Here is a 26,600-nt window from a genome sequence, read left to right as displayed (position 1 = left end):
TGCTTGTAGGCAGGTGCCGCGCGCGCCTCGTCCGTGGCGATGAAGGCCGAGCCGATATAGGCGAAGTCCGCGCCCATCGCCTGCGCGGCGAGAATGCCTGCGCCGGTGGAAATGGCGCCGGAGAGGGCAATCGGCCCATCGAACCATGACCGCGTTTCGGCCATCAGCGCGAAGGGCGATTGCGCGCCGGCATGGCCGCCCGCCCCGGCGCCCACCAGGATCAGCCCGTCGGCACCTTTTTCCACGGCCTTGTGGGCGAAACGCTGGTTGATGACGTCGTGGAAGACGAGCCCGCCCCACTCATGGACGGCCGCGTTCACGTCCGTATTGGCGCCGAGCGACGTGATGACCAGCGGCACCTTGAACCGCGCGCAGATCGCGAGATCCTCCATGAGGCGCGGATTGGAGCGGTGGACGATGAGATTGACGGCATAGGGCGCCGCCGGGCTCTCCGGGTTCGCCGCGTCGTGCGCCGCCAGCGCCTCGTGGATCCTGGCGAGCCAGTCCTCCAGCCGCTCCGGCTCGCGCGCATTGAGCGAAGGCATCGCGCCGATGATCCCCGCCTTGCATTGCGCGATCACCAGATCGGGATTGGAGATGATGAACAATGGCGCGCCGATCACCGGCAGGCGGATGCCCCGATCAAGTGGCTTTGGTATCGGCAAGGCAGGTTCCTCTCAGGAGAGGACTGGTCGCACGCGCCGGGGCGAGCGTCAATCGGCCGCTATCGGGCCGGTGACATCATTCGGTCGCCGCGACTGGTGCCCTCATCGGACGCCAGCTCTCGGCCTGCCAGCGCCGCCGCGTGTAGGTGGTCGCGCCGATCTGCAGCGCGATCAGCATGAAGACGAAAGGCTGGTAGGCGATGCCGACGAACAGCGAGCCGACCAGATAGATGATGTGGCCCTGGACCATCGCCCGCGCGAAGGGGGCGACCCATTGATAATCCGGATTGTCGCTGTCCTTGTAGCGGCGGCGCAGGCGTTCGCTCTGCACCAGCGTGCCCAGATTCAGCGCGAGCCAGAGCAGCAGGCCGGGAAAGCCCTGTTCGCCGAGCATCTCGAAATAGCTTGAATGATAAGCCCGGCCCCGGTCCGTCACCACGACATGCTCGACGCGCTGGTTGTCCGGCGTGCCGCTCTTCTGGACGGTGTGGTAAGTGAAGCTGTTCTGGAGATAATTGTCGAAGCCGCCGCCGAGCGGATTGCGTGCAACATAGTCCAGCGTCCATTTCCAGACCTGCAGCCGCGTCGAGGCGCTTTCGTCGGCCTGATATTGCGAGATGGTGTCCATGCGCTGGGTGAAGCTGCTGGGCAGGAAGGGAATGGCGCAGATCATCGCGAGGACGCCCGCCGCCGCATAGAGCATCCGCCTTTTCGTCTGCCACCACATCATGATGGCGAGCACGGCGGCGCAGACGAGGCCGGTGCGCGCCTCGGTGCCGATCGGCATCAGCAGGCAGGCGCCGCAGAAACAATAAGCGAAGCTACGCACGCGCCAGTCCGGCGGAAACACGGTGCCGTGCCGGGAAAGATATAGGATGAGCGGAATGATCGCGATCGCCACGGTGGAGATGATGCTGCCTTCGAAGAGGCCGCTATTGTTGTCCACCATCAGGCGCAGCGTGCCGTAGCCCCCGCCGCCCAGCACGGTCTTGATGCCGCCGGTGATGATGATCGTGCCCGCGCAGAGCACCATGACGAGCGCGAGCGCTTCCAGCCGCAGCTTCGTGCGCAGCGTCAGTGGCAGGAAAATGGCGAAGAGCAGCGCCTTCCAGACCCAGTCCCACTTGGTCCGGGCCTCGATGGGGAAGTCGGCATGGAGCGTCGTGTAGCCGCAGTAGAGCAGGAGCGCGACCAGCAGCAGCTGCCGGCGCGAGAGGCGGCAGTCCTTCTTGTCGTCGAAGACCAGCCATCCGCCCACCGCCGCGGCGAAGGCAATGAGCGAGATCGGGATGGCGTTCAGCAGATAATATGAAAGGCGCTGGGGCGAGACGATGTCGATATAGGCATAGACCAGCACGAGGATGAACGGCCGCTTCAGGCCGAGCGCGAACATGGCCGCGAGAAAGGCGATGAAGAACACGTCACGCATCGTGGCGGTCTCTTGCCTCGCGCGGGCGGCCGAGCAGGTCCTGCGTCTCGCCGCCGCTCTCATCGTCGAGGTCGTCGCGGCCGAGCAGGCGCCAGCAGGCAAGCAGGATCAGGCCGTGCGTCAGCAACAATGAGAATGTATCGACCATCCGGCGCGTGTCCCGAGAATTCGCTGACAGTATCAGGGACGATGTCGTGCGCCTGATTTGCCGCGTGATCCTAGTGGCGGGTGGTTGAGGCGGCGTTAAACCTTTGCAGGCAGGAGGGGGTCATGACGCGAATTCTGCATGTCCTCGATCACAGCCTGCCGCTGCAGAGCGGCTACACTTTCCGGACGCGCGCTTTGCTCAAGGCGCAGCAGGGACGGGGCTGGGAAGTGCGTGGCATCACCGGCAGCCGGCACATAGCGGCGGGGCCGGCGGTGGAGACGGTGGACGGGCTGTGCTTCCATCGCGTGCCCGGCCGGTCGCGCTTTCCGCTTGGTCCGGTCGCCGAATGGCTGGACGTGCGCCGTTTCTCCCACGGCATCGAGTCGCTGGTGCGCGACTGGCGGCCGACGCTCGTTCATGCCCATTCGCCCGTGCTCGGCGCGCTTGCCGCTGCCCCGGTCGCACGGCGGCATGGCCTGCCTTTCGTCTACGAGATTCGCGCCTTCTGGGAAGACGCCGCAGTCGGCAATGGCACCGGCCGCGAGGGCGATCTGCGTTATCGTGCGACTCGCTTCCTGGAGGACCGCGCAATTGCCCGCGCGGATGCGGTGATCGTCATCTGCGAGGGGCTGCGGCAGGATCTCGTCGCGCGCGGTGTACCGCCCGGCAAGATCACGGTGTCGCCCAACGGCGTGGATCTCGATCTGTTCGGCGCGCCGCCGCCGCCCGACGAACGGCTCCGCGCGCAGCTCGGGCTGGAGGGGGCCGAAGTCATCGGCTTCATCGGCAGCTTCTACGATTATGAAGGGCTGGACGATCTCATCGCGGCCATGCCGGCGCTGGTCGCCCGGCGCCCGGACGTGCATCTGGTGCTCGTGGGCGGCGGCCCCTGCGCCGAGTCGCTGCGCGGGCAGGCGCAGGCGTCTCCCGCGGCCGCGCACATCCATTTCGTGGGGCGCGTGCCGCATCAGGAGGTCGAGCGTTATTATGGCCTCATCGACATCCTCGTCTATCCGCGCAAGGCGATGCGCCTGACCGAGCTCGTCACGCCTTTGAAGCCGCTGGAAGCCATGGCGCAGGGGCGCCTTGTCGCGGCATCTTCGGTGGGCGGGCATCGCGAGCTGATCGAGGATGGCGTCACCGGCACCCTGTTCCCGCCGGACGACCCGGCTGCGCTCGCCGGCGCGCTCGCTGCGCTCCTCTCGGATCGCGCGCATTGGGACGAGCGCCGGCATCGGGCGCGGCTCTTCGTCGAGCAGGAGCGCAGCTGGGCGCGCAATGTCGTGCGTTACGAACCTGTTTACCAAGAGCTGATAGCGAGCAGGGCAACGTCATCGCGAGCTGGGTCATGAATTCCCGAGCAATGGTCAGGGTCCCGGCCCCCGGGACATGGATGGAGCGAACCCTCGGTGTCCGTGGCGCCCGGTTGCTGCTGACGGCCGGGGGCATGATCGGGGTGGGGCTGGCCGTGCCGGGCCCCTTGCTCGATCAGCTGGTGGCGACGGCAGGCCTGAGCGGCGCGAGCGATCTTTTCGTGGCGCCCGTGGGACTGACGGGGCGGATGGTCCTCACCGGGGCCTTCGCTCTCGTTCCGGTGCTCGCGGTCTGGATCATCTGGCGCACGCCGGGTTCCGGGCCGGCACAGGACATGCAGGGGCGCAGCGGGGACGACATCGGGCTGCCCGAGGAGGATGAAAACGAGATGATGAACGCGCGCGTGCAGAGTTCGATTTCGCCCTGGGATGCATTCAAGCGATTCGTCCGCGGCGGCGCGCAGCCGGCCGCCGTCCGGGACGACGTGCCGCTCAGGAAGCGCCGCCGGCGGGACCGGCACCCGGACGCGCCGCCTCGCCCGCCGTTGTTTGCGAGCCGCGATCTTCCCCCGCCCGATCTGATCGATCCGCAGGAGTCGCCCGCGCCGAAGAGCGATCCTATCGCGGCCCCGGTCCCAGCAGACGCGGTGCGCTTCGCGGCGCCCGCCCCTCGCATCCTTGCGCCGGCTCCGGCCGACCTGCCGAGCGCGCCGCCCGCACCCGCCGCCCCGGATATCGCACTGCCCCGTTCTCCGGCGCCGCTCAGCGACGCCGAGATCGCGACTGCCGTCGCGACGCTGCCACCGCTTGCGGCCAGGCCGGCGCCCGCCCCGCAGGCGGATCGTGCATCATCCTGGAAGATTGCCGATCTCGGTCTCCCGCTGATCGAGAATGCCGATCTCGGCACGCTTGCCGTCCGTTTCGAGCAGGGCGTCGCGCGCCGGGAAGCGATCGTCAACGCGCGCCAGGCGCAGCACGCCCTCGGCAAGCATCTGCCCTCGGCTGCGGTCGCTGCGCCTCCGCAAGGCGAGGTTTTCGCCGCCGCCGACGCGCCGGGCCTCTCAAGCCTGCGCGTCGAGAGCGACGTGGAGAGCGCGCTCAACGATGCGCTTGCCACCTTGAGGCAGCTTGCCGGCGCGCGCCGCGCCTGAGTCGGCGCCCCGCTCGCGATCTCACCATTCCTCGATGGTCAGGACCGCGAGCCTGATCAGCGCCTTTCCCAGTACCGGCGCGCCCGAGATGTCATCGATCGCCAGGTCGACGACGATGTGGCCGCGCAGCGCGAACGCGGCCTCGCCGAGCCCGTTGGTCAGTCGCCGCGCTTCCTCGACCGCGTCCTCGCCCGCGAGGCCGAGCGTGATGGCGTGGCGCGTGCCGACGAAGGTAGCGCTGCACCAGGGGCTCATCTGCGCATCCTGCACCCGGGCGGGAGCGAGCATCGCTTCCAGCGCGGCGATGAGCTGGCCCTGGCAATCCCGCCTATGCGCGCGCGGCGTGGCGGGGCGGATCGGCAGGGTGGGCGCCCGGCGGCAATGCCATCGCCGGGCCTGCGCATGGGGTCTCGTGACAACCGTCATTGTGCGCGCTCCTGGAATTTGTTCATGAAATGTTCTACACGACGCCGGGTTCTGTCGGTGAGTTCGCGGCCCCGCCGCATGTCGTGGACAAGCCGGGGGTCGCGGACGGCTTCACGGCCGAACCGCGTGGCGGCCATGCCGGTATGGCGCAGGAAGCGCTCGATGGTGGACAGGCTGATCATGAAGCCGGCTCTCCTTCTGGTGCTGTGTAAACGAGTCGAAACAGGAATAATCCTATCTTTCGCGCCAAATCCTACTTGTCTAGGAAAAATCCTATAGTATGATGACGCCTATGGACACGGGCACTGTGCGGGAGACTCTCGATCGGCTGATACGGGAGCGGGGCGTGAGCTATGAAGCGCTCTCGCGGCTGCTCGGCCGCAATCCCGCCTATGTGCAGCAGTTCGTGAAGCGGGGCACGCCGCGCAAGCTGGACGAGGCGGACCGGCGCGTGCTGGCCCGCTATTTCGGCGTCGATGAGCGGATGCTTGGTGCCTCGGATGCGCCCGTTGTCCCGACCTCCCCTGCCGCGCCCGCCCGCAAGCGCACGGGCGATCTGGTGATCGTGCCGCGTTTCGCGCTGGGCGCATCGGCTGGCCCCGGCGCATTGGTCGAGGAGGAAAGGGCGGCCGGGGTCCTGGGCTTCGATCCCCGCTGGCTGCGCGCCATCGGCGGGCGGCCGGACATGCTGAGCATGATCCGGGTGGATGGGGAATCGATGGCGCCCACGCTCAGCGATGGCGACGAGATCATGGTCGATCGCAGCGACGGGATCGATCGGTTGCGCGACGGCATCTACGTGCTGCGCATGGACGACGTGCTGATGGTCAAGCGAGTGGCCCTGGCGCCCCGGCGCGGCGGCTTCTCGGTGCGCAGCGACAATCCGCTCTATCCGGCGTGGGACGATGTGGATGCGGATGCCGTATCGATTGTCGGCCGGGTGATCTGGGCGGGGCGGCGACTCGGATGAAGCCGGGTGGGGCCGCCAGGCAACAGGGGGAAGAGCGATGCTGACTGTCACTCAGGAGCCGCTGCCGTCGCTCGACGCGCTCGAGCCGCGCTGGTGCGCACTGGCGGACCGGGCGGACGCGAGCTTCTTTCTCGGCTGGACATGGATGGGCAGCTGGCTGCGCGCGACCGGTGCCCGCCCCGATCTGGTGAGCGTCCGGGACGGCGCGGGGGACGAGATCGGGCTGGCACTGCTGGGCGCCGCGCGCGAGCCGCGCAAGCTCGGCCGCGTCCGCACGCTGCGCCTCAACGAGAGCGGCGATCCGCTGATGGATCGGCCCTTCATCGAGTATAATGCGCCGCTTGCCGCGCGCGACCATGAGGTGGACGTGACGCAGGCCCTTGCTCATCACCTCGCCCGGCGCCGGGACTGGTGCGTGCTGCGTCTCTCGGGCGTGGCGGACGATAACCTGCTGGTCGGCGCCGTGCCCGCGCGGCGCCGCATCCTCACGGACGTGTCGCCTGCCTATGGCGTCTCGCTGGCGGCGGTGCGCGGCGCGGTGGGCGATTATCTCTCCCTCCTCTCGGCGAACACGCGCAGTCAGATCCGTCGTGCACTGCGCGATCATGGCGATGGCGATTTCGGCGTGGAGCGGGCCGCCGACGAAGTCATGATCGCGGACTGGCTCGGCGAGATGGCTCGGCTCAATGCCGGCCGGCATGCGGACAATGCATGGGATGCGCCGATGTTTCGCGCTTTCGCCCGCGAGATCGCGCTGGCCGGCCGTGCGGCCGGCGCGGTCGATCTGCTGCGCGTCACCATCGGCGGCGCGGTCATCGGCTATCTCCTCAATTTCGTCCATGGCGATCGCGCGATGAACTACCAGTCTGCATTCGCCGAGCCGGTCGGTCCAAAGGACAAGCCCGGCCTGCTCACGCACATGGCCGCCATCGCGCATTATACCGGGCGCGGCCTGTCGCTCTATTCGCTGCTCGCGGGCAAGGATCGCTACAAGCAGAGCCTCGCGACGGGCGCGGAGGAGCTGCAATGGTGGCAGATCGAACGCTTCTCGCCAGCGCTGGAAGCGGAATACTGGCTCCGCCGATTGCTGCGGCGATGAAGAGCGCCCTCCTGGCTTCCTCAAAGCCATCGAATCTGGCCACCCCGCCTAGGAAGCGAGGCGGCGCATCACCCGGTAGCCGAGGCGGGCCAGCGTCTGGCGCTCGGGTTGCGTGCTCACGGGCACCAGTGGCAGTTTCCTCGCGCGCAGCAGGCGGTTGAAGCTGTGGAGCTCGCCTTCCGCCACGGAGCGTTCGGAGCGCCAGGTGATGGAGAGGCTGATCGACACCGCGTTGCCGTTGCGCACGAAGTGGGGCGCCTTCACCGGCATGAGGATCGCGTCGCCCGGCTGCAGGCGCACTGGGTCGGCCTTTGCGAGGAAGCTCTCGTCCCACTGGAGGTTGCGATGGGCGCCGGCATGGAAGGCCTCGCTCTGCTCGGCCGGCACGAGCGCCGGATCGGCGGTGGGGAAGACGTTCATCACTTTCTCCCCCTCGATCTGCATGAGGATGTTGTGCTCGGGGTCCATGTGGAAGGGCGTGATGCTGCCGGGCGAAGTGAAGAAGATGAAGGCTTCCCGATGCTCCATGGGGCCCGTTCTCTTCAGCACCGCGGGTTCCAGCTCCGCGAGCAGGGCGTCCAGCAGCTTGCCATAGGCCGGGTCGCGCTCGACATTCTTGAAGACGATCCAGCTCTGGTTCTCGTCGATGGTGCGGATCGTCTCGGCCGCCGAGAGACCATTGGCGGGCGTGTCCTCGGGGCGGATGCCGATCGGCAGCGTGCCCCGGTTATATTCCATGCGGTCCTCGGGATGCCGTTCCGCGAGAGCGGCGATGGCGTCGCGCGTGAGCAGGGGATGCCCCACCAGTGCGTGCCTCAGCTTGCGATGGCGGTCGGGATAGGCGTCGGCGAAGGCCTTGATGGCGTCCGGCGGAAAGGCGGTGTGCGTGTCGATCATGAGCGGGCTCCAGATTTCATCCGGGCATAAGCGGTTTCCAGCAGCGTCATGGCAGGCAGCGAAAGGGCGCCGGCAAGGCCGGCAAGGCCGCGCTTGCGCAGGCCGATGCGATATTGGGCGATGGCGCGGCGCTCGCCCCACAGGCTGTCGATCATCGGATGGTCCGGCGCGGCGCAGCTGTCCATCCATGGCGTGACATGGTCGTCCAGCACCCGCGCGAGATTGTCCTGCTCGATGAGCACCCCCGGCGAATAGCGGGCGAAGTCCGGATCGATGGCGATCTTGAACGAGAAGCCGCCCTGCGGTCCCACGAAATTGACCAGCATGGCGATCGGCTGGCCGTCGCAATCGATCCGCAGCATGTCCAGCATGCCGGCGGCATGGGCATTCCGGCAGATCTCACGGAGGAACAGCGCGTCCTCGGCGCAGGAAGCAAGCGCGGTACCTTCCGCGCCTTTCCAGCCCCGCGCCTCAAGCTGCAGGAAATCGTCGATCCACGTCTCCAGCGCATCGCCACTGGTGAGATGCCGGTGGACGATGGTGCCCATCTCCGCGAGCCGGGACTGCAGGCGGCGAAGCTCCTTGCGCTTCTTGGCGCGGACATTGGCGGTCCAGTAATCCTGTGCCCCCGCCTCGCTGCGCAGCAGGGCGCGTTCGTGGCGATTGAGTTCCTCGCAGCGCCGCCCGTCCCGGGCGCAGACCAGGCGCAGCGCGGTGGCGGCGGGGCCATCGGGGTCGAGCGCTCTCAGGTGCAGCAGCGGGCCAGACCATAGCGCGGCGTCGAGCTGTGCGAGCAGCAGTCGCCAGCCTTCCTCTTCCCGCCCCTTGCGCAGCAGCGGCGCGCCATAGAAGCAGTGGCGATGCAGCCAGTTCGTCGTGTGGCGCAGCGGAAAGCGGCCATGCCGGCGCGCACCGGTCACCGGCAGGCGGGCGATCAGTTCGCCACCTTCATCGCGCGCTTCGATCAGCCGCACCGTGCCGTGCGGATCGAGGCTGCGGCGGGCGGGCTCCAGCAGTTGCGGGAGGTAGAAGGGATTGGGCTCGGCGGCGTCCTGCTCCAGCGGGCATGTTGTGTCCTCGCCACCGCTCGCCCCCGCGTCCTGCGCGGGTGGTGTGCGGGGTTGGATCGGCGCATGTCCCACGTTCATGGCAGAGCCCATAGCGCGCACTGATTATCATAAGACTAAGCGATGCGCGCGCCTTTCGCGCGGGCGCGATCCGGCCCGGTTCAGGGCGCTTGCCGGCGGGCCAGCCTGCAGGTTGCGATGTCGCCGGGCTCGGCACGCCGCGGGCCCGGCTGGAACCGCGCGAGATAGCCGCCCGCCGCCGTATGTTCTTCCATGCCGACGAAGCGGAAGCCGACCGCCTCGAACTCGCAGCGCAGCAGTGCGGAGGGGGTGCCGTGCTGGTCGGTCGGCCGTTCGATGTCCACGACGATGACTTGCCCGTCCGGCTTGAGAGCGGGGTAGAGGCGCCACAGGAAGGCGTAGGGCTCGGCGATCTCGTGGTACATGTGGATCATGAAGACACGGTCGAAGCTCGCGTCGGGCAGGCGCGGGTCGTCGGGCGTACCCAGCTTGACGCTCACATTGGACCAGTCCTCGCGCGTCACGCGGCGGCCCAGCGCGTCGATGACCTCGGCAATGATGTCCTGGCCCAGCACGCGGCCTTCCGGCCCCACGCGGCTGGCCAGGCGCACGGTGTAATAGCCTTCGCCCGCGCCGATGTCCGCCACCGTCATGCCCGGGCGGATGCCGGCGCGGTCCATGATTTCCTTGGCTTCGTTGACCCGGTCGCGCGCTTCCTCGGTGGACCAGCGGGTCGAGATGATCGGCGCGACGGGCCGGTCCGCGCGCGGAAAATCCTGCGCCGAGGCGGATCGTTCCGCGCTTCTCGACGGGAGTAGGTCGCAGGCGGCAAGAGCAAGGGATGCCGGCAGCAAGGCCGCGACGAGCCATGCTCCCCGGCCCGTCATCATCAGTCGACGTCCTCCACCTCGACTGTCTCGCCCGTCACTTTCTGGCTGAGCGCCGCTGCCATGAACGGGTCGAGATCGCCATCGAGCACGTCGCCCGGGGCCGTCGAGGTGACGCCGGTGCGCAGGTCCTTCACCAGCTGATAGGGCTGGAGCACATAGGAACGGATCTGGTGGCCCCAGCCGATCTCTGTCTTGGCCTGGTAGTCGCTGGAGGCTTCCTCCTCGCGCCGCCGCAGCTCGGCCTCGTAGAGCCGCGCCTTGAGCATGTTCATGGCCGTCGCGCGGTTCTTGTGCTGGGACCGGTCATTCTGGCTGGCCACGATGATCCCGGACGGCACGTGGGTGATGCGCACGGCCGAGTCCGTCGTGTTGACGTGCTGCCCGCCCGCGCCGGACGCGCGGTAAGTGTCGATCTTGAGGTCGCTTTCCTTGATCTCGATCTCGATATTGTCGTCGATGACCGGATAGACCCACACCGAGGAGAAGCTCGTGTGCCGCCGCGCCGAGCTGTCATAGGGACTGATGCGCACTAGCCGGTGCACGCCGCTCTCGGTCTTGGCGTAGCCATAGGCATTCTCGCCCTTGATGAGCAGCGTGGCGGACTTGATGCCGGCCTGTTCCCCGGCCTGATACTCGATCATCTCCACCTTGTAGCCGTGCTTCTCGGCCCAGCGCTGGTACATGCGCAGCAGCATTTCGGCCCAGTCCTGGCTCTCGGTGCCGCCGGCGCCGGCGTGGATTTCGAGATAGGTGTCGTTGCCGTCCGCTTCGCCCGCCAGCAGCGCGGCCACCTTGTCCCGGTCCGCCCGGGCGGCGAGAGCCTGCAGGTTGGCGATTCCCTCGTCGACCAGCGCGTCGTCGCCTTCCGCTTCGGCCATCTCGATGAGCTCGACCGTGTCGGTCATTTCCTGCTCGATGGCGCGCGTCGCGCCGATGGAGCTGTCCAGCCGCGTGCGCTCGCGCATGACGTCCTGCGCCATCTTCTGGTTGTCCCAGAGGGTGGGATCCTCGACCCGCGCGTTCAGCTCATCGAGCCGGCGCAGCGCCCGGTCCCAGTCCAGCGAGCGGCGGAGCAAGTCGAGCGCTGCCTTGATATGGTCGACATGGGCCTCTGCTTCGGCGCGCATGAGAAGGTCTCCGTGGAATTTCCAGCGCCCTATATAGGGCCGAGCGCCGCCGGATGCGACGGGGAGCCGCGCAGGTCAAGGGGGAGGCGCGGTGGTTGCGGTCGATGGCGCGGAGAGGACGGCGCGATTCTGGCCGCATGCGCCACCGCGTGATCCATGCCCTGCGCATGCATGGGCGCCGGAGCAGGTCTCAGGGATTGCCGGTGATGAGGCAGGGGCCGTCGTCCTGCCGGGCCAGCGAGCGCTGCCGCCAGCGGCGCGCCACGTGCCACCGCCACAGGAGATTGACCAGCTGATAGCCGAGCGCCGCGGCGACGGTGCCGAAGAGAAGGAGGCCCAGCGCGGTCGGCGCGACAATATTGTATATCCATTGCGCGGACTGACCCAGCCAGTCGCCGCTGTCCGCCACCCGGCCCTCGCCGAGCAGTCTGTGCCCCAGCTTGAAGGCGGCGAAATAGATCGGCGGAAAGGTGAGTGGATTGGTCACCAGCGTCGCGAAGGCCGCGATGATGAGATTGGCGCGCGCGGTGAGCGCGAGCATGGCCGCCGCCGGCGTCTGCCCCAGCGGGATCAGGAAGCCGGCCAGCAGGCCGAGCGCGACGCCCCGGGCGATCGAGCGCCGGTTGAAATGCCATAGCAGCGGATGCGTCAGGCGATGTGCCATCGGCTGCAGCCAACGGTTCGCGAGCAACTGCTCGCGCGTCGGTAGCCTGTCCATGATCCAGCGTTTCAACGTGCCCGTTCCTGTTCGTGTGTTCGTCAGAGATGACTCATCAATCGTGAGCAGAGCGTGAATCGCTCGAGAATTTGCTCTGCCATGGAAAGCATTCATCTCCTTCAAGGCCTTTTTTGCCGCGACAATCCGCCCATCGACAGGCGGATGCTGCAGTCGCGCCCTGTTCTTAGGACCACGCTTCGCAGCGTCTTTCCAAGATAGGAATTGCGAACGCGCAGAACAGGGGCTGAACGGCCTTAACCGGCTTTTCATCAACTGCGAACTATCCAGCGTTGCATCGCAGCGCTCGTGGGGGGTGATCGATGGAAAGAAAGAACATAAACCGGCAAATGGCGCAGGAGGCGATACGCTTCCTCGATGCGCATATGCTGGATGCGACGCCGACCAACTACACGTTCGCCTATCTCTATCTGACCGGGGCCAATGGCTGGCTCCGCAAGGCGGTCGATGGCATCATCGAGGGCGGCGTGCGGCTTGCACAGAAGGAAGTCGACGGGCTCATGGAGCTTGCGCCGGGCGAAACGGGCCATGGGGCTGCCGCATCCTCGATGGCCACGGAGGAAGAGCATCGCGCCAGGCTGCGGCTCCAGATGCTGTCCTTCAGCGATCTTACGGCGCAAGCCATCAGCAGCGCCGGTTCGTTCGGCCGCGATCTCGCGCAAAGGGCCGACATGATCGGGGGCGCGTCCGATCTTGGCGGACTCGTCGCTGCCATGCTCGAGCGGACGGCCGAGATGGAGAGGCGTCTCGCCGAGACGCGGCTCGAGACCGAGCGCCTGCGGCAGGACCTTGATGCCGCGCGCGACGATGCGACCCGCGACGCGCTCACCAATCTGCCCAATCGCCGCGCCATCGACCGGCAGCTTCGCCTCTTCGCGGAGCAGGGCACGCAGATTGCGCTGGCATTTTGCGACATCGATCATTTCAAGTCGATCAATGATCGCTTCGGCCATGCGGTCGGGGATCGCGTGCTCAAGGTTGTGGCCGAGACGCTGTCCGCGACCATGGATCCCCATATCGTTGGTCGCTTCGGCGGCGAGGAGTTCGTCGTCGTCCTGCCCCAGGTCGATGCGGAAACGGCCTTCGCGCTGGTCGAGAAGGCGCGCGCGGCCGTCAGCTCCCGCAACATGCGCGTTCGCGATACTGACGAGCCGCTTGGCCAGGTGACATTCTCTGCGGGCATCGCCCTGTGCCGCAACGATCCCGAAGCCGCACTGCGGCAGGCCGATGATCTTCTCTACGAAGCCAAGAACAGCGGCCGCAACCGGACGATCTACAAGGTCGCTGCGTAAGGCGATCGCTGACAGCGAAGCACATCCGGGCCGCCCAGCGGTCCGCTGGGGCAGGGTCCCTTCAGGCCGGATGATGTCCGGCCGCTCGTCTTTCTGGTCTCGTGCGTCTGGTCCAGGCCTGCCCGGCCGGATCGCCGGAGACGGGGCGCGCCGCCTCGCCGCGCTCAGTAGATCCCGCCCTGCTCGCCCGCGAAGTCACGGCTCACGTCGCGCCGGGCATTTCCGCCGGTGCGGCTGTCTTCCTTGGCGCGCTCGGCCAGTTCGTCGCGGCGCATCGAGATGCGCGGTTCCGTTTCGGGCTTGAATGCTTCCCAGATGATGGCACTGCGCGGGTCGTCGGATGGCCAGCCGCCATAGACCCGGCGGCCGCTGCGGCGATCGATCCGCACCATCCGCACGCCGGTTGGCGCGACGAAGGGGGTTTTCGGCATGTCCTTGAGGATGGGTGCCATCGCCGCTTTCCAGATCGGCGCCGCCAGCGTTCCGCCCTGTGCGTAGCCGCCCATGTTGCGCGGCTGGTCGTAGCCCAGATAGACGCCGGCCACGATGTCGGGCGATCCGCCGACGAACCACACATTGGTCGGGCCATTCGTCGTGCCGGTCTTGCCGAACAGGGGGCGATCGAGGTCACGCAGAGAGGTTGCCGTGCCGCGCTGGATGACGCCCTCGGTGATGTGGACCATCTGATAGGCGGTCATGGGGTTCATCACCGGACGGCCGGCCTGCGGGAAGCGCGGCATGGGCTTGCCGTCCCAGTCGGCGCGGTTGCAGTCCTGGCAGGGGCGCCAGTTGAGCGGCCAGATCACCTTGCCGCTGCGGTCCTGGACATAATCCATGACCTTGGGCGTGAGCTGGCGGCCGTGATTGGCGAGCATGGCATAGGCATTGACCATCCTCTCGACGGTGGTCTCCCCGGCGCCGAGCGCGAAGGCCAGATAGGGCTGATAGTCGCCGATCCCCATGTTCTTGATGGTCCGCACGACGCGTTCCATGCCGGTCTGCGATGCGGTGCGGACCGTCATGAGGTTGCGCGATTGCTCGATGCCCCAGCGCATCGTCTGTGCGCCGCCGCCGCCGCCGGAGAAGTTGCGGAAGCATTTCTGCCCCAGATTGCCGCCCTGCCAGACGCAGAAGGGCCCATCGACGATGATGGTCGCAGGCGTCATGCCGTTGTCGAGCGCCGAGGCATAGACGAAGGGCTTGATGGTCGATCCGGGCTGGCGCATCGCCTGCGTCACCCGGTTGTAGGAGGAGAGGCGCGCATCGAAGCCGCCCTGCATCGCATAGACCCGGCCGGTGTGGACGTCCTCGATCATCATGCCACCCGAGACGCCGGGAATGTTGCGCAGTGCATAGCCATTGCCTTCCGGCTTCACCGCAATGATGTCGCCGGGCTTCAGCGAATCGAAGGTCGGCTGGCCGGTGCGCCGGTCCACCAGCATCGCGAGGCTGCGCGACAGGGTCGAGGTGCTGCCGTCGCGCAGGCCGATCTCGGCGCTGGTTCCGGATTTGCTCAGCACCACCGCGACCGTCCAGTCGGCATAGTCGACATCGATATTGGAGACGGCGAGTTCGCTCTGCCAGCGGTCCACGTCGACCTTGGCGATCGGCCCGGACCATCCCTTGCCCGAATCGTAGCGCAGCAGCCCTTCGCGCAGTGCGCGCGCGGCATGGTCCTGCATGAAGGGCGAGATCGGCGAGCGCACCCACAGGCCGCCGGCATAGACGCTGTTCGGCCCGTCTTCCGCGCTTTCGCCGAACTCGGCGATCAGCCGCCGCCGGATTTCCTCGATATAATAGCCCCCGACATTGCTGTATCCGCTGCCACGCTGCTGCACCGTGCCGAGCGGCTCACGGACGGCGGCGTCATGTTGCGCGCGGTTGATGAACCCGTTCTTGAGCATCTCGCCCAGCACCCAGTTGCGCCGTTCGAGTGCTCGCTCCATGTGGACCTCGGGCCGGTAGTTGGCCGGGCCCTTGGGGAGGATAGCGAGGTAGGCCGCTTCGGGCAGCGTCAGGTCGGCGACGTCCTTGTCATAATAGGCCCGTGCTGCCGCCTGCACGCCATAGGCGTTCCGGCCGAGGAAGATCTGGTTGAGATAGAGTTCGAGGATCTGCTGCTTGGTCAGCACGCTTTCCATGCGCCAGGCGAGGATCGCTTCCTTGAGCTTGCGGCTGTAGCTCACTTCATTGCCGACCAGCAGGTTCTTGGCCACCTGCTGGGTGATGGTGGAAGTGCCGCGCGGCGTCTGGCCGCTCATGATGCCCTGCGCCGCGGCCCGGAAGAGGCCGGGGAAGTCCAGGCCATGATGGCTGAAGAAGGTCTTGTCCTCGGCCGAGAGATAGGCGTTGATGAGGACGGGCGGGAAATCGGAATATTGCAGCTGGACGCGCCGCTCGCGGGCAAAGCTGTAGATGGGCTCGCCGGCAATGTCCCGCACCACGGTCGGAAGCGGCGGCTCATAGTCCAGCAGGCTCTTGGCGTCGGGCAGGCCCCGCGCGAAGAGGAGCCAGAACAGCAGCAGGGCGGCCAGCAGCGCCAGCGCGGCATAGGTCAGCCAGCGCCAGCGGCGACGCATGTGAAGGCCACGGATCCTCCCGAGCAGGCCTCGCGCCCAGCCCGGTTCTCCGCCTTCCCGGCGCCTGAACCGGAATTTTGTCGCCTCGCTGGCTGCGTCGTCCATGGGCGCCACCTAGACCATTTTCACCGTGCGAGGGAACCGCTTTTGCGGCGGCGCGCAGTTGGTCCGCTTTTGCCCCGGCAGGGGGAGCGGTGAGGCCGGGCAGCCCTGCGCCCATCCGCCCTTGGGATGACGCCGGTCAAGGCTTCGCCGTGGACATCGCGCGGGCGAAGTGCACCGAGATCGCGGCCGCGAGGCCCTTGGCGAGCTGCAATCGCCCGTCCTTGCCGGCCATCCAGGCGGCATCCTCGTCATTGCTGACATAGCCTGCCTCGAACAGGACCGACGGCGTATCGGGCGACTTGAGGACGATCAGCGAGGCGAAGCGATGATAGGGCGAGCGGAAGGGGAAATGCGGCAGCGCTTCGCGGTGGAGCAGTTCGGCAAAGCGCGTGGAGGCTTCCATTGTCTCGCGCTGCGTCAGGTCGATGAGGATCGAGCTCACCGCCGAGGTCTTGTCCGAAAGATCGATGCCGTTGATGACGTCCGCCCGGTTCTCGCGCGCGGCGAGGCGAGCGGCTTCCCGGTCGGAGGCGACATCAGACAGGGTGTAGACGGTGGCGCCGCGCGCGGTGGGCGTTTCTGCGGCGTCCGCATGGATGGAGATGAACAGGTCCGCGCCCAGCTTGCGGGCGATGCCATAGCGTTCCTGCAGCACCAGGAAGCGGTCGTCGCCCCGCGTGAGGGCGACGCGGATTCGCCCGGTCTTGAGCAGCTCGTCCCGTGTCGCCTGTGCGATCGCGAGCGTGAGGTCCTTCTCGCGCAGGTCGAGCTTCTGGTTGTACGCGCCGGGATCGTGGCCGCCATGGCCCGCGTCGATCACGACCAGCGGGCGGCGCGGGTCCCTGGGCCCGGCGATCGGGGGCAGGGCAATGCTCGGCGCCGGGTCCGGGATGCGCACGGTGATCCGCGCGGGGTTGGAGGGCTTGCTCATGCGCAGCGTCGCGGGCCGGCTCACCGCTTCCCGGAGGGGAAGGTCGGTCGCGGGCACAACGAAGGGGAGAGCGAAAAGGGCAGCCAGCAGGGCCATGGCCCGGCCCTTTTGCCGCGTGCCGTCGCCTCTCGTCCAGCCGAATTTGATGTGTGGCCTTTTCCGCGGGTCGCCGGCGGGGATTCTCCGGGCGCTACGGATGCTTGCGGGCCTTTTCGTCGTTGCTCTGCGGCCAAAGCCCTGCTAGCGCTTTGGCCTTCCGGATCCGGCTGGCTGATTGCCGCAAGGTCTGGTCCGAATACGGGATAATCATCGCCCTCAAAGGCGATCTGATAGGTTGATGTTGCATGGGGCATGGCTTGACAGGCTCGGATAGCGCGCAAGCGATTATCGGGCTGCGGGCGCCCTCCGAGCTTCCTGGCGCTACGGTCAGGCCTGCTTGCGCAACGGATCCACGGCCGAAAGGCACAGAGTTTTTCGTTGAGAACCGGGATTCGCTCCGCCGTCGCCGCGTCTGTCTGACGCGCCGGGCCGCGCAGTCCCTCATTACGCCGGATCGCGCTGCTCCCTTGCGGAGAGCTGCGATGGCCGGCCGGAGAAGTTTGAATGACAATGCGTATGTTGATCGATGCGCGCCACCGGGAAGAAACCCGGGTCGCGGTCGTAACGGGGAACCGGATCGAGGAGTTTGATTTCGAGTCAGCCGAGCACAAGCAGCTCAAGGGTAATATCTATCTCGCCAAGGTGACTCGCGTCGAGCCGTCGCTCCAGGCGGCGTTCGTGGATTATGGGGGCAATCGCCACGGCTTCCTCGCCTTCTCGGAAATTCATCCCGATTACTACCAGATCCCGCGCGAGGATCGCGAGGCGCTGCTCGCCGAGGAAGCGGCGCATGCCGCCGAGGAAGCCGCTCTTCGCGCCGAGGAAGACGATGAGCATGAGGGCGGTTCGCACGACTCGGGCGACGTCGAGGTGGTCGAGCGGCCGGACCTGGGCGACGACGAGGACGAGGATGGCGAGCCTTCCGAATCCGCGTCGGGCGGGCAGGGCGGCAAGGTGGACAGCCAGGCCGCCGAAGAGATTCGCCGCAAGCGCATGGCGCTGCGCCGCCGCTACAAGATCCAGGACGTCATCCGGCGCCGCCAGGTGCTGCTCGTCCAGGTCGTGAAGGAGGAGCGCGGCAACAAGGGTGCGGCGCTGACCACTTATCTCAGCCTCGCGGGCCGCTATTGCGTGCTGATGCCCAACACCAGCCATGGCGGCGGCATTTCGCGCAAGATCAGCAATTCGGCCGATCGCAAGCGCCTCAAGTCCATCATCGCCGACATGAACCTGCCCTCGACCATGGGCTGCATCGTGCGGACGGCGGGTCTCTCGCGCACCAAGACCGAGATCCGGCGCGACTTCGACTATCTTGCCCGCCTGTGGGACGAGATCCGCGACAAGACGCTGAAATCGGCGGCACCCGCGCTGATTCACAACGACAGCGATCTCATCAAGCGCGCCATCCGTGACATCTATCATCGCGACATCGAGGAAGTGATCGTCGAGGGCGAGGAAGGCTATCGCGCGGCGAAGGACTTCATGAAGCTGCTGATGCCCAGCCATGCCCGGCGGGTGAAGCAATATGCCGATGTCGTCTCGCTGTTCCAGCGCTTCGGCGTCGAGGATCAGCTGGCCGCCATGTACAATCCGGTCGTCCAGCTGAAGTCGGGCGGCTATCTGGTCATCAACCCGACCGAGGCGCTGGTGTCGATCGACATCAACTCGGGCCGTTCGACGCGCGAACACAATATCGAGCAGACCGCGACGGCGACCAATCTGGAGGCGGCCCGCGAGATCGCTCGGCAGCTGCGCCTGCGCGACATGGCCGGCCTCGTCGTCATCGACTTCATCGATATGGAGCACAACTCCAATATCCGCAAAGTCGAGAAGGCGATGAAGGAAGCGCTCAAGGACGATCGGGCGCGCATTCAGGTGGGGCGCATCTCGGGCTTCGGCCTGATGGAAATGAGCCGCCAGCGGCTGCGCACCGGCGTGCTGGAAGCCTCCACGCGCGCCTGTCCGCATTGCGAGGGCACGGGCCTTGTGCGCACGGCCTCGTCGGCCGGCCTTTCCGCGCTGCGCATGCTTGAGGAAGAAGCCGCGCGCGGTCGCGGCAGCATCATCACGCTGCGGGCGAGCCAGGAGGCGGCCTTCTACGTCCTCAACAACAAGCGTCGCGAGCTGGGTGAGATCGAGAACCGCTATGGCGTGACCATCGTGATCCTGCCGGATGGCGAGGTCGAAGGCGCCCGCATGTCGGTGGAGGCCAGCGGCCCCCGTCCGACGATGCAGATCAGCTACGCGCCGATCGTCGAGGACGTCGAGGAAGAGGACGACTTCGTCGAGGAGGAAGAGGCCGAGGAAGAAGAGGCCGAGGAGTCGGATGAGTCGACCCGGCCCACCAATGGCGACCAGGGCGAGGGACGCGGCAAGCGCAAGCGTCGTCGCCGCGGCCGGCGCGGCCGTCGCGATGGCGAGGAAGGCACGCCCGGCGCCGCAGGCGAGAATGAGGCCGAGGGCGAAGCGTCCGAGGATGCCGGCGAGGAAGGGGATCGCGAGGTCACCGACTCGCCTGCCGAAACGGCCGAAGGCGGGGAAGATGCACCGCGTCGCAGCCGCCGGGGTCGTCGGGGCGGTCGTCGCCGTCGTGGCAATATGGCCGACCAGGGCAGCGATGCCACGGTTTCGGAGGAGGCGCATGAGCCCGCCGAGGCAGTAGCGCCCGAAGCCGCCGCCGAGAGCGAAGTACCCGCTGCCGAGCCGGTCGAGACGCCGGCGGAAGCAGAAGAGCCCGTGGCACCGCGTCGCCGTCGCCGCAGCCGCGCCGCCGCACCCGCCGCCGATGCGGCGCCTGCTGAGGAGGTTGCCGAAACCGCGCCGGAAGGCGAGGGTGAGGTGGTCGCTGTCGAGGTATCGCCGGAGCTGGTCGAAGCGGCGGAAACGCCCGAAGTGGCCGAGAAGCCCAAGCGTCGCTCGCGCAAGAAGGCCGTTCCTGCCGCAACCGAGACGCCGGCCGTGACCGAAGCGCCGGTCGAAGAGGCCGCTCCGGAGGCGGAGAAGCCCGCGCCCAGGCGTCGGACGCGCAGCAAGGCGGCTGCCGCGCAGGCAGCACCTGCCGAAGCGGTGAGCGAAAGCGTTGCGACGGAGGCGCCTGCCGAGGCAGCACCCGAACCGACCGCCGAGGCGCCTGCCGCCGACGCGCCGGCCTCGGAGGCCCCCCAGGAAGCCGGGCCGGCGATGAGCGCGCAGGACGATGTGGCGCTAGAGGATGGCGCTTCGGAGGAGCCGCCCCGCCGCGGATGGTGGCAGCGCACGTTCGGAGCGTGATGGCCGCCGGGTTCTCCGGGTCCTAGCAATGGCCGGGATGATGGCGCGCCTGTCAGCGGGTGTTCAGGCTGGCCCCGGCATAGGGCGCCGGATGGTAAGCGCGCGATGCCCATCTTCCGACACGCTGTCAGGCCGGCGCCGGAGGCCGGGCGGCATCCGGCTGCTCGCGCGCTTCCTGATGTTCGCCGCGCTGCTCGGTCTGGTGAGCGCGCGGCCGGCGCTGGCGCAGATGATCCTGCGGGATGCCGAGACCGAGGCGCTGATGCGGGATGCATCGGCGCCTCTGGTGCGCGCAGCCGGGCTCGACGAGCGCAATGCGCAGATCATCCTCATCAATGATCCCAGCATCAACGCGTTCGTTGCGGGCGGGCAGATCGTATGGATCCACAGCGGGCTGCTCGGCGCCGCCGACAATCTCAATGAGGTTCAGGGCGTCATTGCCCATGAGCTTGGCCATATCGAGGGCGGGCACATCATACGCTCGATGGAAGGCATCAAGGAAGCGACGGGCATCCAGCTGGTGACCCTGCTGCTCGGCGCGGCGGCGCTCGCCGCCGGGGGCGGCGAGGCGGGCATGGGCATCATGGCGGCCGGCCAGCAGGCAGCCATGGGGCGCTTCCTGTCGTTCAGCCGCGCACAGGAATCCAGCGCGGATGCCGCCGGCGCGCGCTATCTCCATCAAGCGGGGATCAGCGGCAAGGGCAGCATTGAGTTCTTCAAGAAGCTGCAGAATCTCGAATACCGACTCTATGTGCCGCAGGACAGCTATGTGCGTACGCACCCGCTCTCCAGCGAGCGCGTCGCCGTGCTGACCAACCTCTACCAGCATGATCCCGCCTGGGACGTTAAGACCGATCCGGCGCTGGAGGCCCGCTTCCAAAGGGTGAAGGCGAAGCTCACCGGCTTCGTGAACGATCCGCCGCGCACCTTGCAGCTCTATCCGCTCTCGGATCAGTCGATCCCCGCTCATTATGCGCGGGCTTATGCCTATCACAAGGGCGCCTATACCGATCAGGCACTGCGGGAGATCGATGCCTTGCTCGCATCGGCGCCGCACGATCCCTATTTTCTGGAACTGCGGGGGCAGATCCTGCTCGAATCGGGCAAGCCTGCGGACGCCATTGCCCCGCTGCGCGAAGCGGTCGAGCGGACCGGCGGACAGCCGCTGATCGCCACGCTGCTTGGCCATGCGCTGGTCGCGACGGACGACGATGCGCATCTGGAGGAAGCCGAGCGGGTGCTGCGCAATGCGCTCTCACGGGACAATGACAATCCGTTCGGCTGGTATGCGCTCGGCAATGTCTATCAGCGCAAGGGGGACACGGCACGGGCCGCCCTTGCCACGGCGGAGCGCTATTCCATGTCCGGGCAGAATGCGCTGGCGCTGCGCCATGCGGAGATCGCCATGGGTGGCATCCAGCAGGCCAGCCCCGACTATCTGCGCGCGCAGGACATCGCTATGGTCAGTCGCGCCGCCATGGAAAAGGAACGGAAAAGGTGAGTTCTAACGCAGGTTTCGGAACGATGTGGCGTGCGGCATCTCGGGTGGGATCGGCGCTGGCGGCGCGGACGGGCGACAGGCGCGCGCGCAGGCGCGGCCTGCTTGCGGCGGCGGCCGTCGCTATGTTCGTCTCCGGCGGCGCGGTCACCGCTTATGCGATGCAGTCGGATGGTGCGCCGAGCGATCGCGCGGCGATCGAGGCGATCGTGCGTTCCTACATCCTCGAGCATCCGGAGATCATTCCCGAGGCCATCGAGCGGCTCAAGGCCAAGCAGGTCGCCGGCAAGGTGGCCGCGCACCGCAGCGAGCTGGAAACGCCGTACAAGGGCGCGTGGGAAGGCGCCGAGGCCCCGCGCGTAACGCTGGTCGCCTTCATGGATTATGCCTGCGGATATTGCCGGGCCTCCTTGCCGGACCTCGCCCGGCTGCTGAAGGAAAATCCGGATCTGCGCATCGTCTATCGCGAGCTTCCGGTCATCACACAGGATAGTGTCGGCGCAGCCAAGGTTAGCCTGCTCGCGGCGGAGGAGGGGCGCTTTCCTGCCTTCCATCAGGCGATGTATGCGGCGGGGAATGTCCAGCCCGATTCGGTCGTCAAGGCGGCGGGCAAAGCCGGCATCGACGCCGCTAAGGCGCGGGCAGCGATCCGCGATGACGGCGGCGACGAAGCAATCATGCAGAATATCCGGCTGGCACAGGCCCTCGGGGCGGAAGGCACGCCCCTGTTCGTGGTTGGCGACCAGGTGTTCAACGGCTCGGTGGGTTATGAGACCTTGAAGGAAGCCATCGAGAAGTCGCGCAAGAGCGGCTGAGCAGCCGAGCCCCACTTCTGACGAGTTACCGCTGGGCGATATGATGACCGCGCAGGGCAAGCCGAGCGGTGAAGTGAACGGATGATGAGGAAGGTTGGAGGCCCTCTCCGCTGCCAGAAGAGGGCCTCCCCTTGCGCACGCCAAGACTGCCCGGACGGAAGGACGTGGCGTACTCAAAGCGGGACCGGCGGGCTTGAACCTTGCGGTTCCGGCTCGTGCCGTCTGAGAGCAATCTGGCTGGCGCGGCTTCCTGCCGCCTTGACCGGGATCAAACGGCGCGAGGAATTTCGGATCAGTCGGAAAGGCGCAGGGCGTAGATGCGCGGCCACTTCTTGCCCGTGACGTAGAGCAGCCGCGCCTTGGGATCCCACGCGATGCCGTTCAGCACGGAATCGGTGTCATTTCCGACATTCTCGGCCACCAGTGGGGCCAGATTGAGCCAGTCCACGACCTTCCCGGTCTCCGGATCGATCTTCGCGATCAGCGGCGAGTACCAGATATTCGCGTAGATCATGCCCTCGACGAACTCGAGTTCGTTGAGGTGCCGCACCGGCTTGTCGTTCCAGGTGACGGTGACGCGCCGCGTCTCCTGCTGCGTGGCGGGGTCCAGGAAACGCAGCTCGGCCGTGCCGTCGCTCATGATGAGGCTGTCGGCATTGCTGGTCAGTCCCCAGCCTTCTCCGGGATAGGAGAAGGTTGCCAGCTCCTTGAAATCCTTGCGTCTCCAGATGAAGCCGATGCCGCTGCGCCAGGTGATGCTGATGATCCGGTCGCCCCATGGCGCGATGCCCTCGCCGAACAGGTCGGCGCGGATGGGCTGGCGTCTCAGCAGGCGCATGTCCTTCAGGCGCAGCGCCCGCAACTCCGATTGCCCGACTAGCCCCGTGCTCTCATAAAGCACGCCGTCCGCGATGAAGAGACCCTGCGTGAACGCGTCTTGGCTGTGCTGAAGTGTCCGGACAATGTCCCACTTGATCTCCGCCCGCGCCGCGCTGGCCCCGGCGAGAAACATCAGAAAAACAACAAAAAGGCGCATCAATCGGTCGTCTGTGACAGCGCGGATGAGAGCCAGTCCGGCAGCGACAAACTGTCCAGCGTATCGACTGGTCGGTGGTCCGTCGCCAGGCCAAGCGCCGGCCATGCGATTCGCCTGCGCGCCTCGTCGGACTGGTCGAGCGGCACCACCACCAGCCGCCGGTTCACCTTGTTGCGATAATGCATGCGGGCTGTGTTCTCCTGGCCGATGTAGCAGCCCTTCGCATAATCGACGCCGTTCAGCTCCTCCGCATTGCATTCGAGCCACAGCGTCTTGTCCTCGCCCAGCTCTGCCGCGCCTTCGGAGATGCCCTGGCCCAGACGACAGGCGCGGAACGCTTCGGATGCGTCGCCTTCGCCGGCCAGTGCCAGCCAGCGCCAGCCAAGCGCCGGATGCCGGGGGTCGGGCGCCGCGTCGGCATGGGGGTCCGCCGACCAATGGACGGCCAGCGCGGGCTCGATGGTGAGCGTGACCGGGCGGCGCAACCGGTAGAGGGACAGGCGCTTCACCAGCGCGTCGGCCCGGGCTGCCTCGCAATCGATCAGCACGTCCTCGCCCCCTGCGGAGTCTGCCCACAGGATCATGTCGAACAGTGCCTTGCCCTGGGGCGAAAGGAGGCCGGCATAGCGCGGCGCGCCCTGCGCCAGCGTCAGCACATCCTGCGTCAGCAATCCCTGCAGGAAGGGGCGCGCTTCCGGGCCGCCGACGCGGACGATCGATCGATCACGAAGGGTAGTAGGAACCATTGCTCTTAGGTAGGACAGTGAAGCCTCGCAGCCAAGGCCAGCGATGCCTTCAACGGCTTTGCGTCACATGGCCCGCGAGGCGGACAGGAGATGAACGATCCCATGACCCAGAGCTTCGACCTGCTTCTCGCCAATGGCACCGTGCATTTGCCGGGAGGGCCCGTGTCGGCGGATATCGGCATCGTCGCGGGCCGGATCGCGGCCATCGGCGCCCGCCCTGGCGACGCCGGCGAGATCATCGACTGCACGGGGCTGGATATCCTGCCCGGGGTCATCGACAGTCAGGTTCATTTCCGCGAGCCGGGTCTGGAGCACAAGGAGGATCTCGAATCGGGCAGTCGCGCCGCCGTGCTGGGCGGAGTCACCGCCGTGTTCGAGATGCCTAACACCAGCCCGAACACGGACAGTGCCGACCGGGTGGAGGACAAGCTGGCCCGCGCCCGTCATCGCATGTGGTGCGACCATGCCTTCTATGTCGGCGCGACGGGTGACAATGCCGAGATGCTGGGCGACCTGGAACGCATGCCCGGCACGGCCGGCGTCAAGATCTTCATGGGCGCGTCCACCGGCAGCTTGCTCGTCGCGGAAGACGAGGCGCTCGCGCGCGTCCTGGCGCATGGCCGCCGCCGCGTCGCCATCCACGCCGAGGACGAAGCGCGCATGAACGCCCGGCTCGGCGAGCGGATCGAGGGCGATCCCGCCAGCCATCCCGTCTGGCGCGATGATGAGAGCGCGATGCTGGCGACCCGCCGTATCGTGAAGCTCGCCCGTGAGGCGGGGCGGCGCATCCATGTGCTGCATGTGACCACGCCTGCGGAACTGGCGTTTCTGGGGCAGCATAAGGATATCGCGACCTGCGAGGTCACGCCACAGCATCTGACGCTCGCGGCCGAAGAGGCCTATCCGCGCCTCGGCACTTATGCGCAGATGAACCCGCCCATCCGCAGCACCGCGCATCGCGAAGGCCTGTGGCATTGGGTCGGGCAGGGCGTGCCCGATGTGCTCGGGTCGGACCATGCCCCCCATACGCTGGAGGAAAAGGCGAAAGTCTATCCGGCCTCGCCGAGCGGGATGCCGGGCGTGCAGACACTGGTGCCGCTGCTGCTGGATCATGTCGCGAATGGCCGCCTGACGCTCCAGCGCTTCATCGATCTCACCAGTGCGGGCCCGCAGCGCGTCTTCGGCCTCGTGGGCAAGGGCCGCATCGCGGTCGGCTATGATGCCGATTTCACGATCGTGGACCTGCGCGCGCGTTGGACGATGACGGCCGACTGGTTCGCGTCGCGCTGCGGCTGGAGCCCCTTCGAGGACATGACGGTCACCGGTCGACCGGTGGGAACCATCGTGCGCGGGCATCGCGTGATGTGGGAAAATCAGCTTGCCAACGAGGCGGTCGGCGAGCCGGTCCGTTTCGAGGCGACGGAATTTCCGGGACACTGAGGGAGCAGGGGCATGGCAGACAAGGCGTCCGGCAGGCGCAAGGCAACCCCGTCGAAGCGTGGCCCGATAGGGCGCGTCCTGCGTTGGCTGCTGACCGCCGTGCTGGCGTTTGTTGGCCTCTCGTTGCTGCAGGTGCTGGTCTACAAATGGGTGCCTGTGCCGGTCACGCTGACCATGATCTTCGACAAGAATGGCATCACGAAGGACTGGACGCCGCTCTCGCGCATCGATCCCGACATGGCGCGCGCCGCCATTGCCGGGGAAGATGCCAAATTCTGCCAGCATCATGGCTTCGACACTCAGGCGATCCAGCAGGCCATGGAATATAATGCCCGCGGCGGGCGCATTCGCGGCGGATCCACCATCAGCCAGCAGACCGCGAAGAACGTGTTCCTCTGGCAAGGCGGCGGTTTCTTCCGCAAGGGCCTCGAAGCCTGGTATACGGTGCTGATCGAAGCGATCTGGGGCAAGCGCCGGATCATGGAAGTCTATCTCAACGTGGCCGAGACCGGCATCGGGACCTACGGGGTGCAGGCTGGCGCGATGCGCTATTTCGGCCATGGAGCGGACAAGCTCTCGCGCACCGAAGCAGCGCGCATCGCTGCCGTGCTGCCGCTCCCCAAGAAGCGCGCGGCGATCGCGCCCTCCGGCTTCACGCTGCGCCACGGCAATCGCATCGCGCGCTATATCGGCGTGGTGCGGACGCAAGGGCTGGATGCCTGCCTCGACCTGTAAGAGACAGATCGAGAGATCGCGCCGGGTCGCCGGCCGGCGGTCCCCACGAAAGGGCGGGACCTGCATCATGCGCAGACCGGTCGATCCTCGCGGTCATGACACGATCTCGTGGAGG

24 protein-coding genes (1 of these 24 only partly in view) are annotated in these 26,600 nt (G+C 67.1%); 10 read left to right on the top strand and 14 right to left on the bottom strand.

Annotation, left to right across the window (positions count from 1 at the left end):
• The 3 genes from HNP60_RS18050 to HNP60_RS18040 all read right to left on the bottom strand — a co-directional run.
• Nucleotides 1-665, bottom strand: partial view of an NAD(P)H-dependent flavin oxidoreductase gene (locus HNP60_RS18050; protein ID WP_184156299.1) — the 5' portion only. The gene continues 292 nt to the left of window position 1, outside the view; 665 of the gene's 957 nt are visible here — the first part of the coding sequence; the start codon lies at nucleotides 663-665; its stop codon lies off the left edge, out of view.
• 76 nt (nucleotides 666-741) lie between these two features.
• Nucleotides 742-2,094 carry a putative O-glycosylation ligase, exosortase A system-associated gene (locus HNP60_RS18045; RefSeq protein WP_184156297.1) on the bottom strand — a complete coding sequence of 451 codons (1,353 nt, stop codon included), beginning with the start codon at nucleotides 2,092-2,094 and terminating at the stop codon, nucleotides 742-744.
• Nucleotides 2,087-2,242 carry a hypothetical protein gene (locus tag HNP60_RS18040; RefSeq protein ID WP_184156295.1) on the bottom strand — a complete coding sequence of 52 codons (156 nt, stop codon included), beginning with the start codon at nucleotides 2,240-2,242 and terminating at the stop codon, nucleotides 2,087-2,089. Before HNP60_RS18040 ends, HNP60_RS18045 begins: the two co-directional genes overlap by 8 nt.
• A 122-nt stretch (nucleotides 2,243-2,364) precedes the next feature.
• Here HNP60_RS18040 and HNP60_RS18035 point away from each other — a divergent pair, with 122 nt between their 5' ends.
• Nucleotides 2,365-3,594 carry a TIGR04063 family PEP-CTERM/XrtA system glycosyltransferase gene (locus HNP60_RS18035; RefSeq protein ID WP_184156293.1) on the top strand — a complete coding sequence of 410 codons (1,230 nt, stop codon included), beginning with the start codon at nucleotides 2,365-2,367 and terminating at the stop codon, nucleotides 3,592-3,594.
• Between the two features lie 41 nt (nucleotides 3,595-3,635).
• On the top strand, nucleotides 3,636-4,706 hold the full coding sequence (locus tag HNP60_RS18030) for a hypothetical protein (protein WP_184156291.1): 1,071 nt from the start codon (nucleotides 3,636-3,638) through the stop codon (nucleotides 4,704-4,706).
• Nucleotides 4,707-4,727: 21 nt separating this feature from the next.
• On the opposite strand, the gene HNP60_RS18025 is transcribed toward HNP60_RS18030, so the two are convergent.
• The gene (locus HNP60_RS18025) at nucleotides 4,728-5,132 is read right to left on the bottom strand and encodes a hypothetical protein (RefSeq protein WP_184156289.1); all 405 of its coding nucleotides are present in this window, start codon (nucleotides 5,130-5,132) and stop codon (nucleotides 4,728-4,730) included.
• Nucleotides 5,129-5,314: a hypothetical protein gene (locus HNP60_RS18020; protein ID WP_221413725.1), complete on the bottom strand. Its 186-nt coding sequence runs from the start codon at nucleotides 5,312-5,314 to the stop codon at nucleotides 5,129-5,131. The genes HNP60_RS18025 and HNP60_RS18020 overlap by 4 nt, the downstream gene beginning before the upstream one ends.
• 98 nt (nucleotides 5,315-5,412) lie before the next feature.
• On the opposite strand from HNP60_RS18020, the gene HNP60_RS18015 reads away from it, so the two are divergent.
• Both HNP60_RS18015 and HNP60_RS18010 read left to right on the top strand, forming a co-directional pair.
• A complete protein-coding gene (locus tag HNP60_RS18015; RefSeq protein WP_184156288.1) occupies nucleotides 5,413-6,102 on the top strand; it encodes a S24 family peptidase in 690 nt (229 codons plus the stop codon).
• Between the two features lie 37 nt (nucleotides 6,103-6,139).
• Nucleotides 6,140-7,201: a GNAT family N-acetyltransferase gene (locus HNP60_RS18010; RefSeq protein WP_184156286.1), complete on the top strand. Its 1,062-nt coding sequence runs from the start codon at nucleotides 6,140-6,142 to the stop codon at nucleotides 7,199-7,201.
• Nucleotides 7,202-7,249: 48 nt separating this feature from the next.
• Here the strand turns inward: HNP60_RS18010 and HNP60_RS18005 are convergent, their stop codons facing one another.
• From HNP60_RS18005 to HNP60_RS17985, 5 genes are all read right to left on the bottom strand, one after another.
• Nucleotides 7,250-8,098 (bottom strand): cupin-like domain-containing protein, encoded by an 849-nt coding sequence (locus tag HNP60_RS18005; RefSeq protein WP_184156284.1) that lies wholly within the window; start codon nucleotides 8,096-8,098, stop codon nucleotides 7,250-7,252.
• Nucleotides 8,095-9,246: a GNAT family N-acetyltransferase gene (locus HNP60_RS18000; RefSeq protein WP_260394969.1), complete on the bottom strand. Its 1,152-nt coding sequence runs from the start codon at nucleotides 9,244-9,246 to the stop codon at nucleotides 8,095-8,097. Before HNP60_RS18000 ends, HNP60_RS18005 begins: the two co-directional genes overlap by 4 nt.
• Before the next feature lie 80 nt (nucleotides 9,247-9,326).
• Complete coding sequence (locus HNP60_RS17995; RefSeq protein WP_184156280.1) at nucleotides 9,327-10,076, bottom strand: class I SAM-dependent methyltransferase; 750 nt, start codon at nucleotides 10,074-10,076, stop codon at nucleotides 9,327-9,329.
• Complete coding sequence (prfB, locus tag HNP60_RS17990; protein WP_184156278.1) at nucleotides 10,076-11,203, bottom strand: peptide chain release factor 2; 1,128 nt, start codon at nucleotides 11,201-11,203, stop codon at nucleotides 10,076-10,078. The genes HNP60_RS17995 and prfB overlap by 1 nt, the downstream gene beginning before the upstream one ends.
• A 190-nt stretch (nucleotides 11,204-11,393) precedes the next feature.
• Nucleotides 11,394-11,936 carry a DUF2062 domain-containing protein gene (locus HNP60_RS17985; RefSeq protein WP_260394968.1) on the bottom strand — a complete coding sequence of 181 codons (543 nt, stop codon included), beginning with the start codon at nucleotides 11,934-11,936 and terminating at the stop codon, nucleotides 11,394-11,396.
• Nucleotides 11,937-12,241: 305 nt separating this feature from the next.
• Here HNP60_RS17985 and HNP60_RS17980 point away from each other — a divergent pair, with 305 nt between their 5' ends.
• The gene (locus HNP60_RS17980; protein ID WP_184156276.1) at nucleotides 12,242-13,231 is read left to right on the top strand and encodes a GGDEF domain-containing protein; all 990 of its coding nucleotides are present in this window, start codon (nucleotides 12,242-12,244) and stop codon (nucleotides 13,229-13,231) included.
• Nucleotides 13,232-13,395: 164 nt separating this feature from the next.
• On the opposite strand, the gene HNP60_RS17975 is transcribed toward HNP60_RS17980, so the two are convergent.
• Together HNP60_RS17975 and HNP60_RS17970 are read right to left on the bottom strand one after the other, a co-directional pair.
• On the bottom strand, nucleotides 13,396-15,915 hold the full coding sequence (locus HNP60_RS17975; protein WP_260394967.1) for a penicillin-binding protein 1A: 2,520 nt from the start codon (nucleotides 15,913-15,915) through the stop codon (nucleotides 13,396-13,398).
• 136 nt (nucleotides 15,916-16,051) lie between these two features.
• Nucleotides 16,052-16,942, bottom strand: a complete 891-nt coding sequence (locus HNP60_RS17970; protein ID WP_014077950.1) for an N-acetylmuramoyl-L-alanine amidase family protein — start codon at nucleotides 16,940-16,942, stop codon at nucleotides 16,052-16,054.
• A 507-nt stretch (nucleotides 16,943-17,449) separates the two neighbouring features.
• On the opposite strand from HNP60_RS17970, the gene HNP60_RS17965 reads away from it, so the two are divergent.
• The 3 genes from HNP60_RS17965 (at nucleotide 17,450) to HNP60_RS17955 (ending at nucleotide 22,528) form a co-directional block, all read left to right on the top strand.
• Nucleotides 17,450-20,215 (top strand): Rne/Rng family ribonuclease, encoded by a 2,766-nt coding sequence (locus HNP60_RS17965; protein ID WP_184156272.1) that lies wholly within the window; start codon nucleotides 17,450-17,452, stop codon nucleotides 20,213-20,215.
• Nucleotides 20,216-20,393: 178 nt separating this feature from the next.
• Nucleotides 20,394-21,716, top strand: coding sequence for a M48 family metalloprotease (locus tag HNP60_RS17960; RefSeq protein WP_184156271.1), 1,323 nt, complete (start codon nucleotides 20,394-20,396; stop codon nucleotides 21,714-21,716).
• Between the two features lie 23 nt (nucleotides 21,717-21,739).
• A complete protein-coding gene (locus tag HNP60_RS17955; RefSeq protein ID WP_184157178.1) occupies nucleotides 21,740-22,528 on the top strand; it encodes a DsbA family protein in 789 nt (262 codons plus the stop codon).
• A 292-nt stretch (nucleotides 22,529-22,820) separates the two neighbouring features.
• On the opposite strand, the gene HNP60_RS17950 is transcribed toward HNP60_RS17955, so the two are convergent.
• Both HNP60_RS17950 and ygfZ read right to left on the bottom strand, forming a co-directional pair.
• Nucleotides 22,821-23,540 (bottom strand): glutaminyl-peptide cyclotransferase, encoded by a 720-nt coding sequence (locus HNP60_RS17950; RefSeq protein ID WP_260394966.1) that lies wholly within the window; start codon nucleotides 23,538-23,540, stop codon nucleotides 22,821-22,823.
• A 23-nt stretch (nucleotides 23,541-23,563) separates the two neighbouring features.
• Entirely contained in the window at nucleotides 23,564-24,310 is a 747-nt protein-coding gene (gene ygfZ / locus HNP60_RS17945) for a CAF17-like 4Fe-4S cluster assembly/insertion protein YgfZ (RefSeq protein ID WP_184156269.1), read from the bottom strand.
• 102 nt (nucleotides 24,311-24,412) lie between these two features.
• Between ygfZ and HNP60_RS17940 the strand changes: the two genes are divergently transcribed.
• Nucleotides 24,413-25,750, top strand: coding sequence for a dihydroorotase (locus HNP60_RS17940; RefSeq protein WP_184157176.1), 1,338 nt, complete (start codon nucleotides 24,413-24,415; stop codon nucleotides 25,748-25,750).
• A 12-nt stretch (nucleotides 25,751-25,762) separates the two neighbouring features.
• Entirely contained in the window at nucleotides 25,763-26,485 is a 723-nt protein-coding gene (gene mtgA / locus HNP60_RS17935) for a monofunctional biosynthetic peptidoglycan transglycosylase (RefSeq protein ID WP_184156268.1), read from the top strand.
• Nucleotides 26,486-26,600: the final 115 nt, after the last annotated feature.

The organism is Sphingobium lignivorans, assembly GCF_014203955.1.
GTDB lineage: Bacteria > Pseudomonadota > Alphaproteobacteria > Sphingomonadales > Sphingomonadaceae > Sphingobium > Sphingobium lignivorans.
Note: the sequence above shows the minus strand (reverse complement) of the source record. Positions and strands in the feature narration are given on the sequence as shown.

Coding starts and splice junctions, on each gene's coding strand:
- HNP60_RS18045 (WP_184156297.1), bottom strand. CDS start 2,094: ATGCGTGACGTGTTCTTCATCGCCTTTCTCGCGGCCATGTTCGCGCTC.
- prfB (WP_184156278.1), bottom strand. CDS start 11,203: ATGCGCGCCGAAGCAGAGGCCCATGTCGACCATATCAAGGCAGCGCTC.
- HNP60_RS18030 (WP_184156291.1), top strand. CDS start 3,636: ATGGAGCGAACCCTCGGTGTCCGTGGCGCCCGGTTGCTGCTGACGGCC.
- HNP60_RS18000 (WP_260394969.1), bottom strand. CDS start 9,246: ATGAACGTGGGACATGCGCCGATCCAACCCCGCACACCACCCGCGCAG.
- HNP60_RS18020 (WP_221413725.1), bottom strand. CDS start 5,314: ATGATCAGCCTGTCCACCATCGAGCGCTTCCTGCGCCATACCGGCATG.
- HNP60_RS17950 (WP_260394966.1), bottom strand. CDS start 23,540: ATGTTTCTCGCCGGGGCCAGCGCGGCGCGGGCGGAGATCAAGTGGGAC.
- HNP60_RS17940 (WP_184157176.1), top strand. CDS start 24,413: ATGACCCAGAGCTTCGACCTGCTTCTCGCCAATGGCACCGTGCATTTG.
- HNP60_RS17995 (WP_184156280.1), bottom strand. CDS start 10,076: ATGATGACGGGCCGGGGAGCATGGCTCGTCGCGGCCTTGCTGCCGGCA.
- mtgA (WP_184156268.1), top strand. CDS start 25,763: ATGGCAGACAAGGCGTCCGGCAGGCGCAAGGCAACCCCGTCGAAGCGT.
- HNP60_RS17970 (WP_014077950.1), bottom strand. CDS start 16,942: ATGGCCCTGCTGGCTGCCCTTTTCGCTCTCCCCTTCGTTGTGCCCGCG.
- HNP60_RS17980 (WP_184156276.1), top strand. CDS start 12,242: ATGGAAAGAAAGAACATAAACCGGCAAATGGCGCAGGAGGCGATACGC.
- HNP60_RS18005 (WP_184156284.1), bottom strand. CDS start 8,098: ATGATCGACACGCACACCGCCTTTCCGCCGGACGCCATCAAGGCCTTC.
- HNP60_RS18035 (WP_184156293.1), top strand. CDS start 2,365: ATGACGCGAATTCTGCATGTCCTCGATCACAGCCTGCCGCTGCAGAGC.
- HNP60_RS17955 (WP_184157178.1), top strand. CDS start 21,740: ATGTGGCGTGCGGCATCTCGGGTGGGATCGGCGCTGGCGGCGCGGACG.
- HNP60_RS17960 (WP_184156271.1), top strand. CDS start 20,394: ATGTTCGCCGCGCTGCTCGGTCTGGTGAGCGCGCGGCCGGCGCTGGCG.
- HNP60_RS18040 (WP_184156295.1), bottom strand. CDS start 2,242: ATGGTCGATACATTCTCATTGTTGCTGACGCACGGCCTGATCCTGCTT.
- HNP60_RS17975 (WP_260394967.1), bottom strand. CDS start 15,915: ATGGACGACGCAGCCAGCGAGGCGACAAAATTCCGGTTCAGGCGCCGG.
- HNP60_RS18025 (WP_184156289.1), bottom strand. CDS start 5,132: ATGACGGTTGTCACGAGACCCCATGCGCAGGCCCGGCGATGGCATTGC.
- HNP60_RS18010 (WP_184156286.1), top strand. CDS start 6,140: ATGCTGACTGTCACTCAGGAGCCGCTGCCGTCGCTCGACGCGCTCGAG.
- ygfZ (WP_184156269.1), bottom strand. CDS start 24,310: ATGGTTCCTACTACCCTTCGTGATCGATCGATCGTCCGCGTCGGCGGC.
- HNP60_RS18015 (WP_184156288.1), top strand. CDS start 5,413: ATGATGACGCCTATGGACACGGGCACTGTGCGGGAGACTCTCGATCGG.
- HNP60_RS17965 (WP_184156272.1), top strand. CDS start 17,450: ATGACAATGCGTATGTTGATCGATGCGCGCCACCGGGAAGAAACCCGG.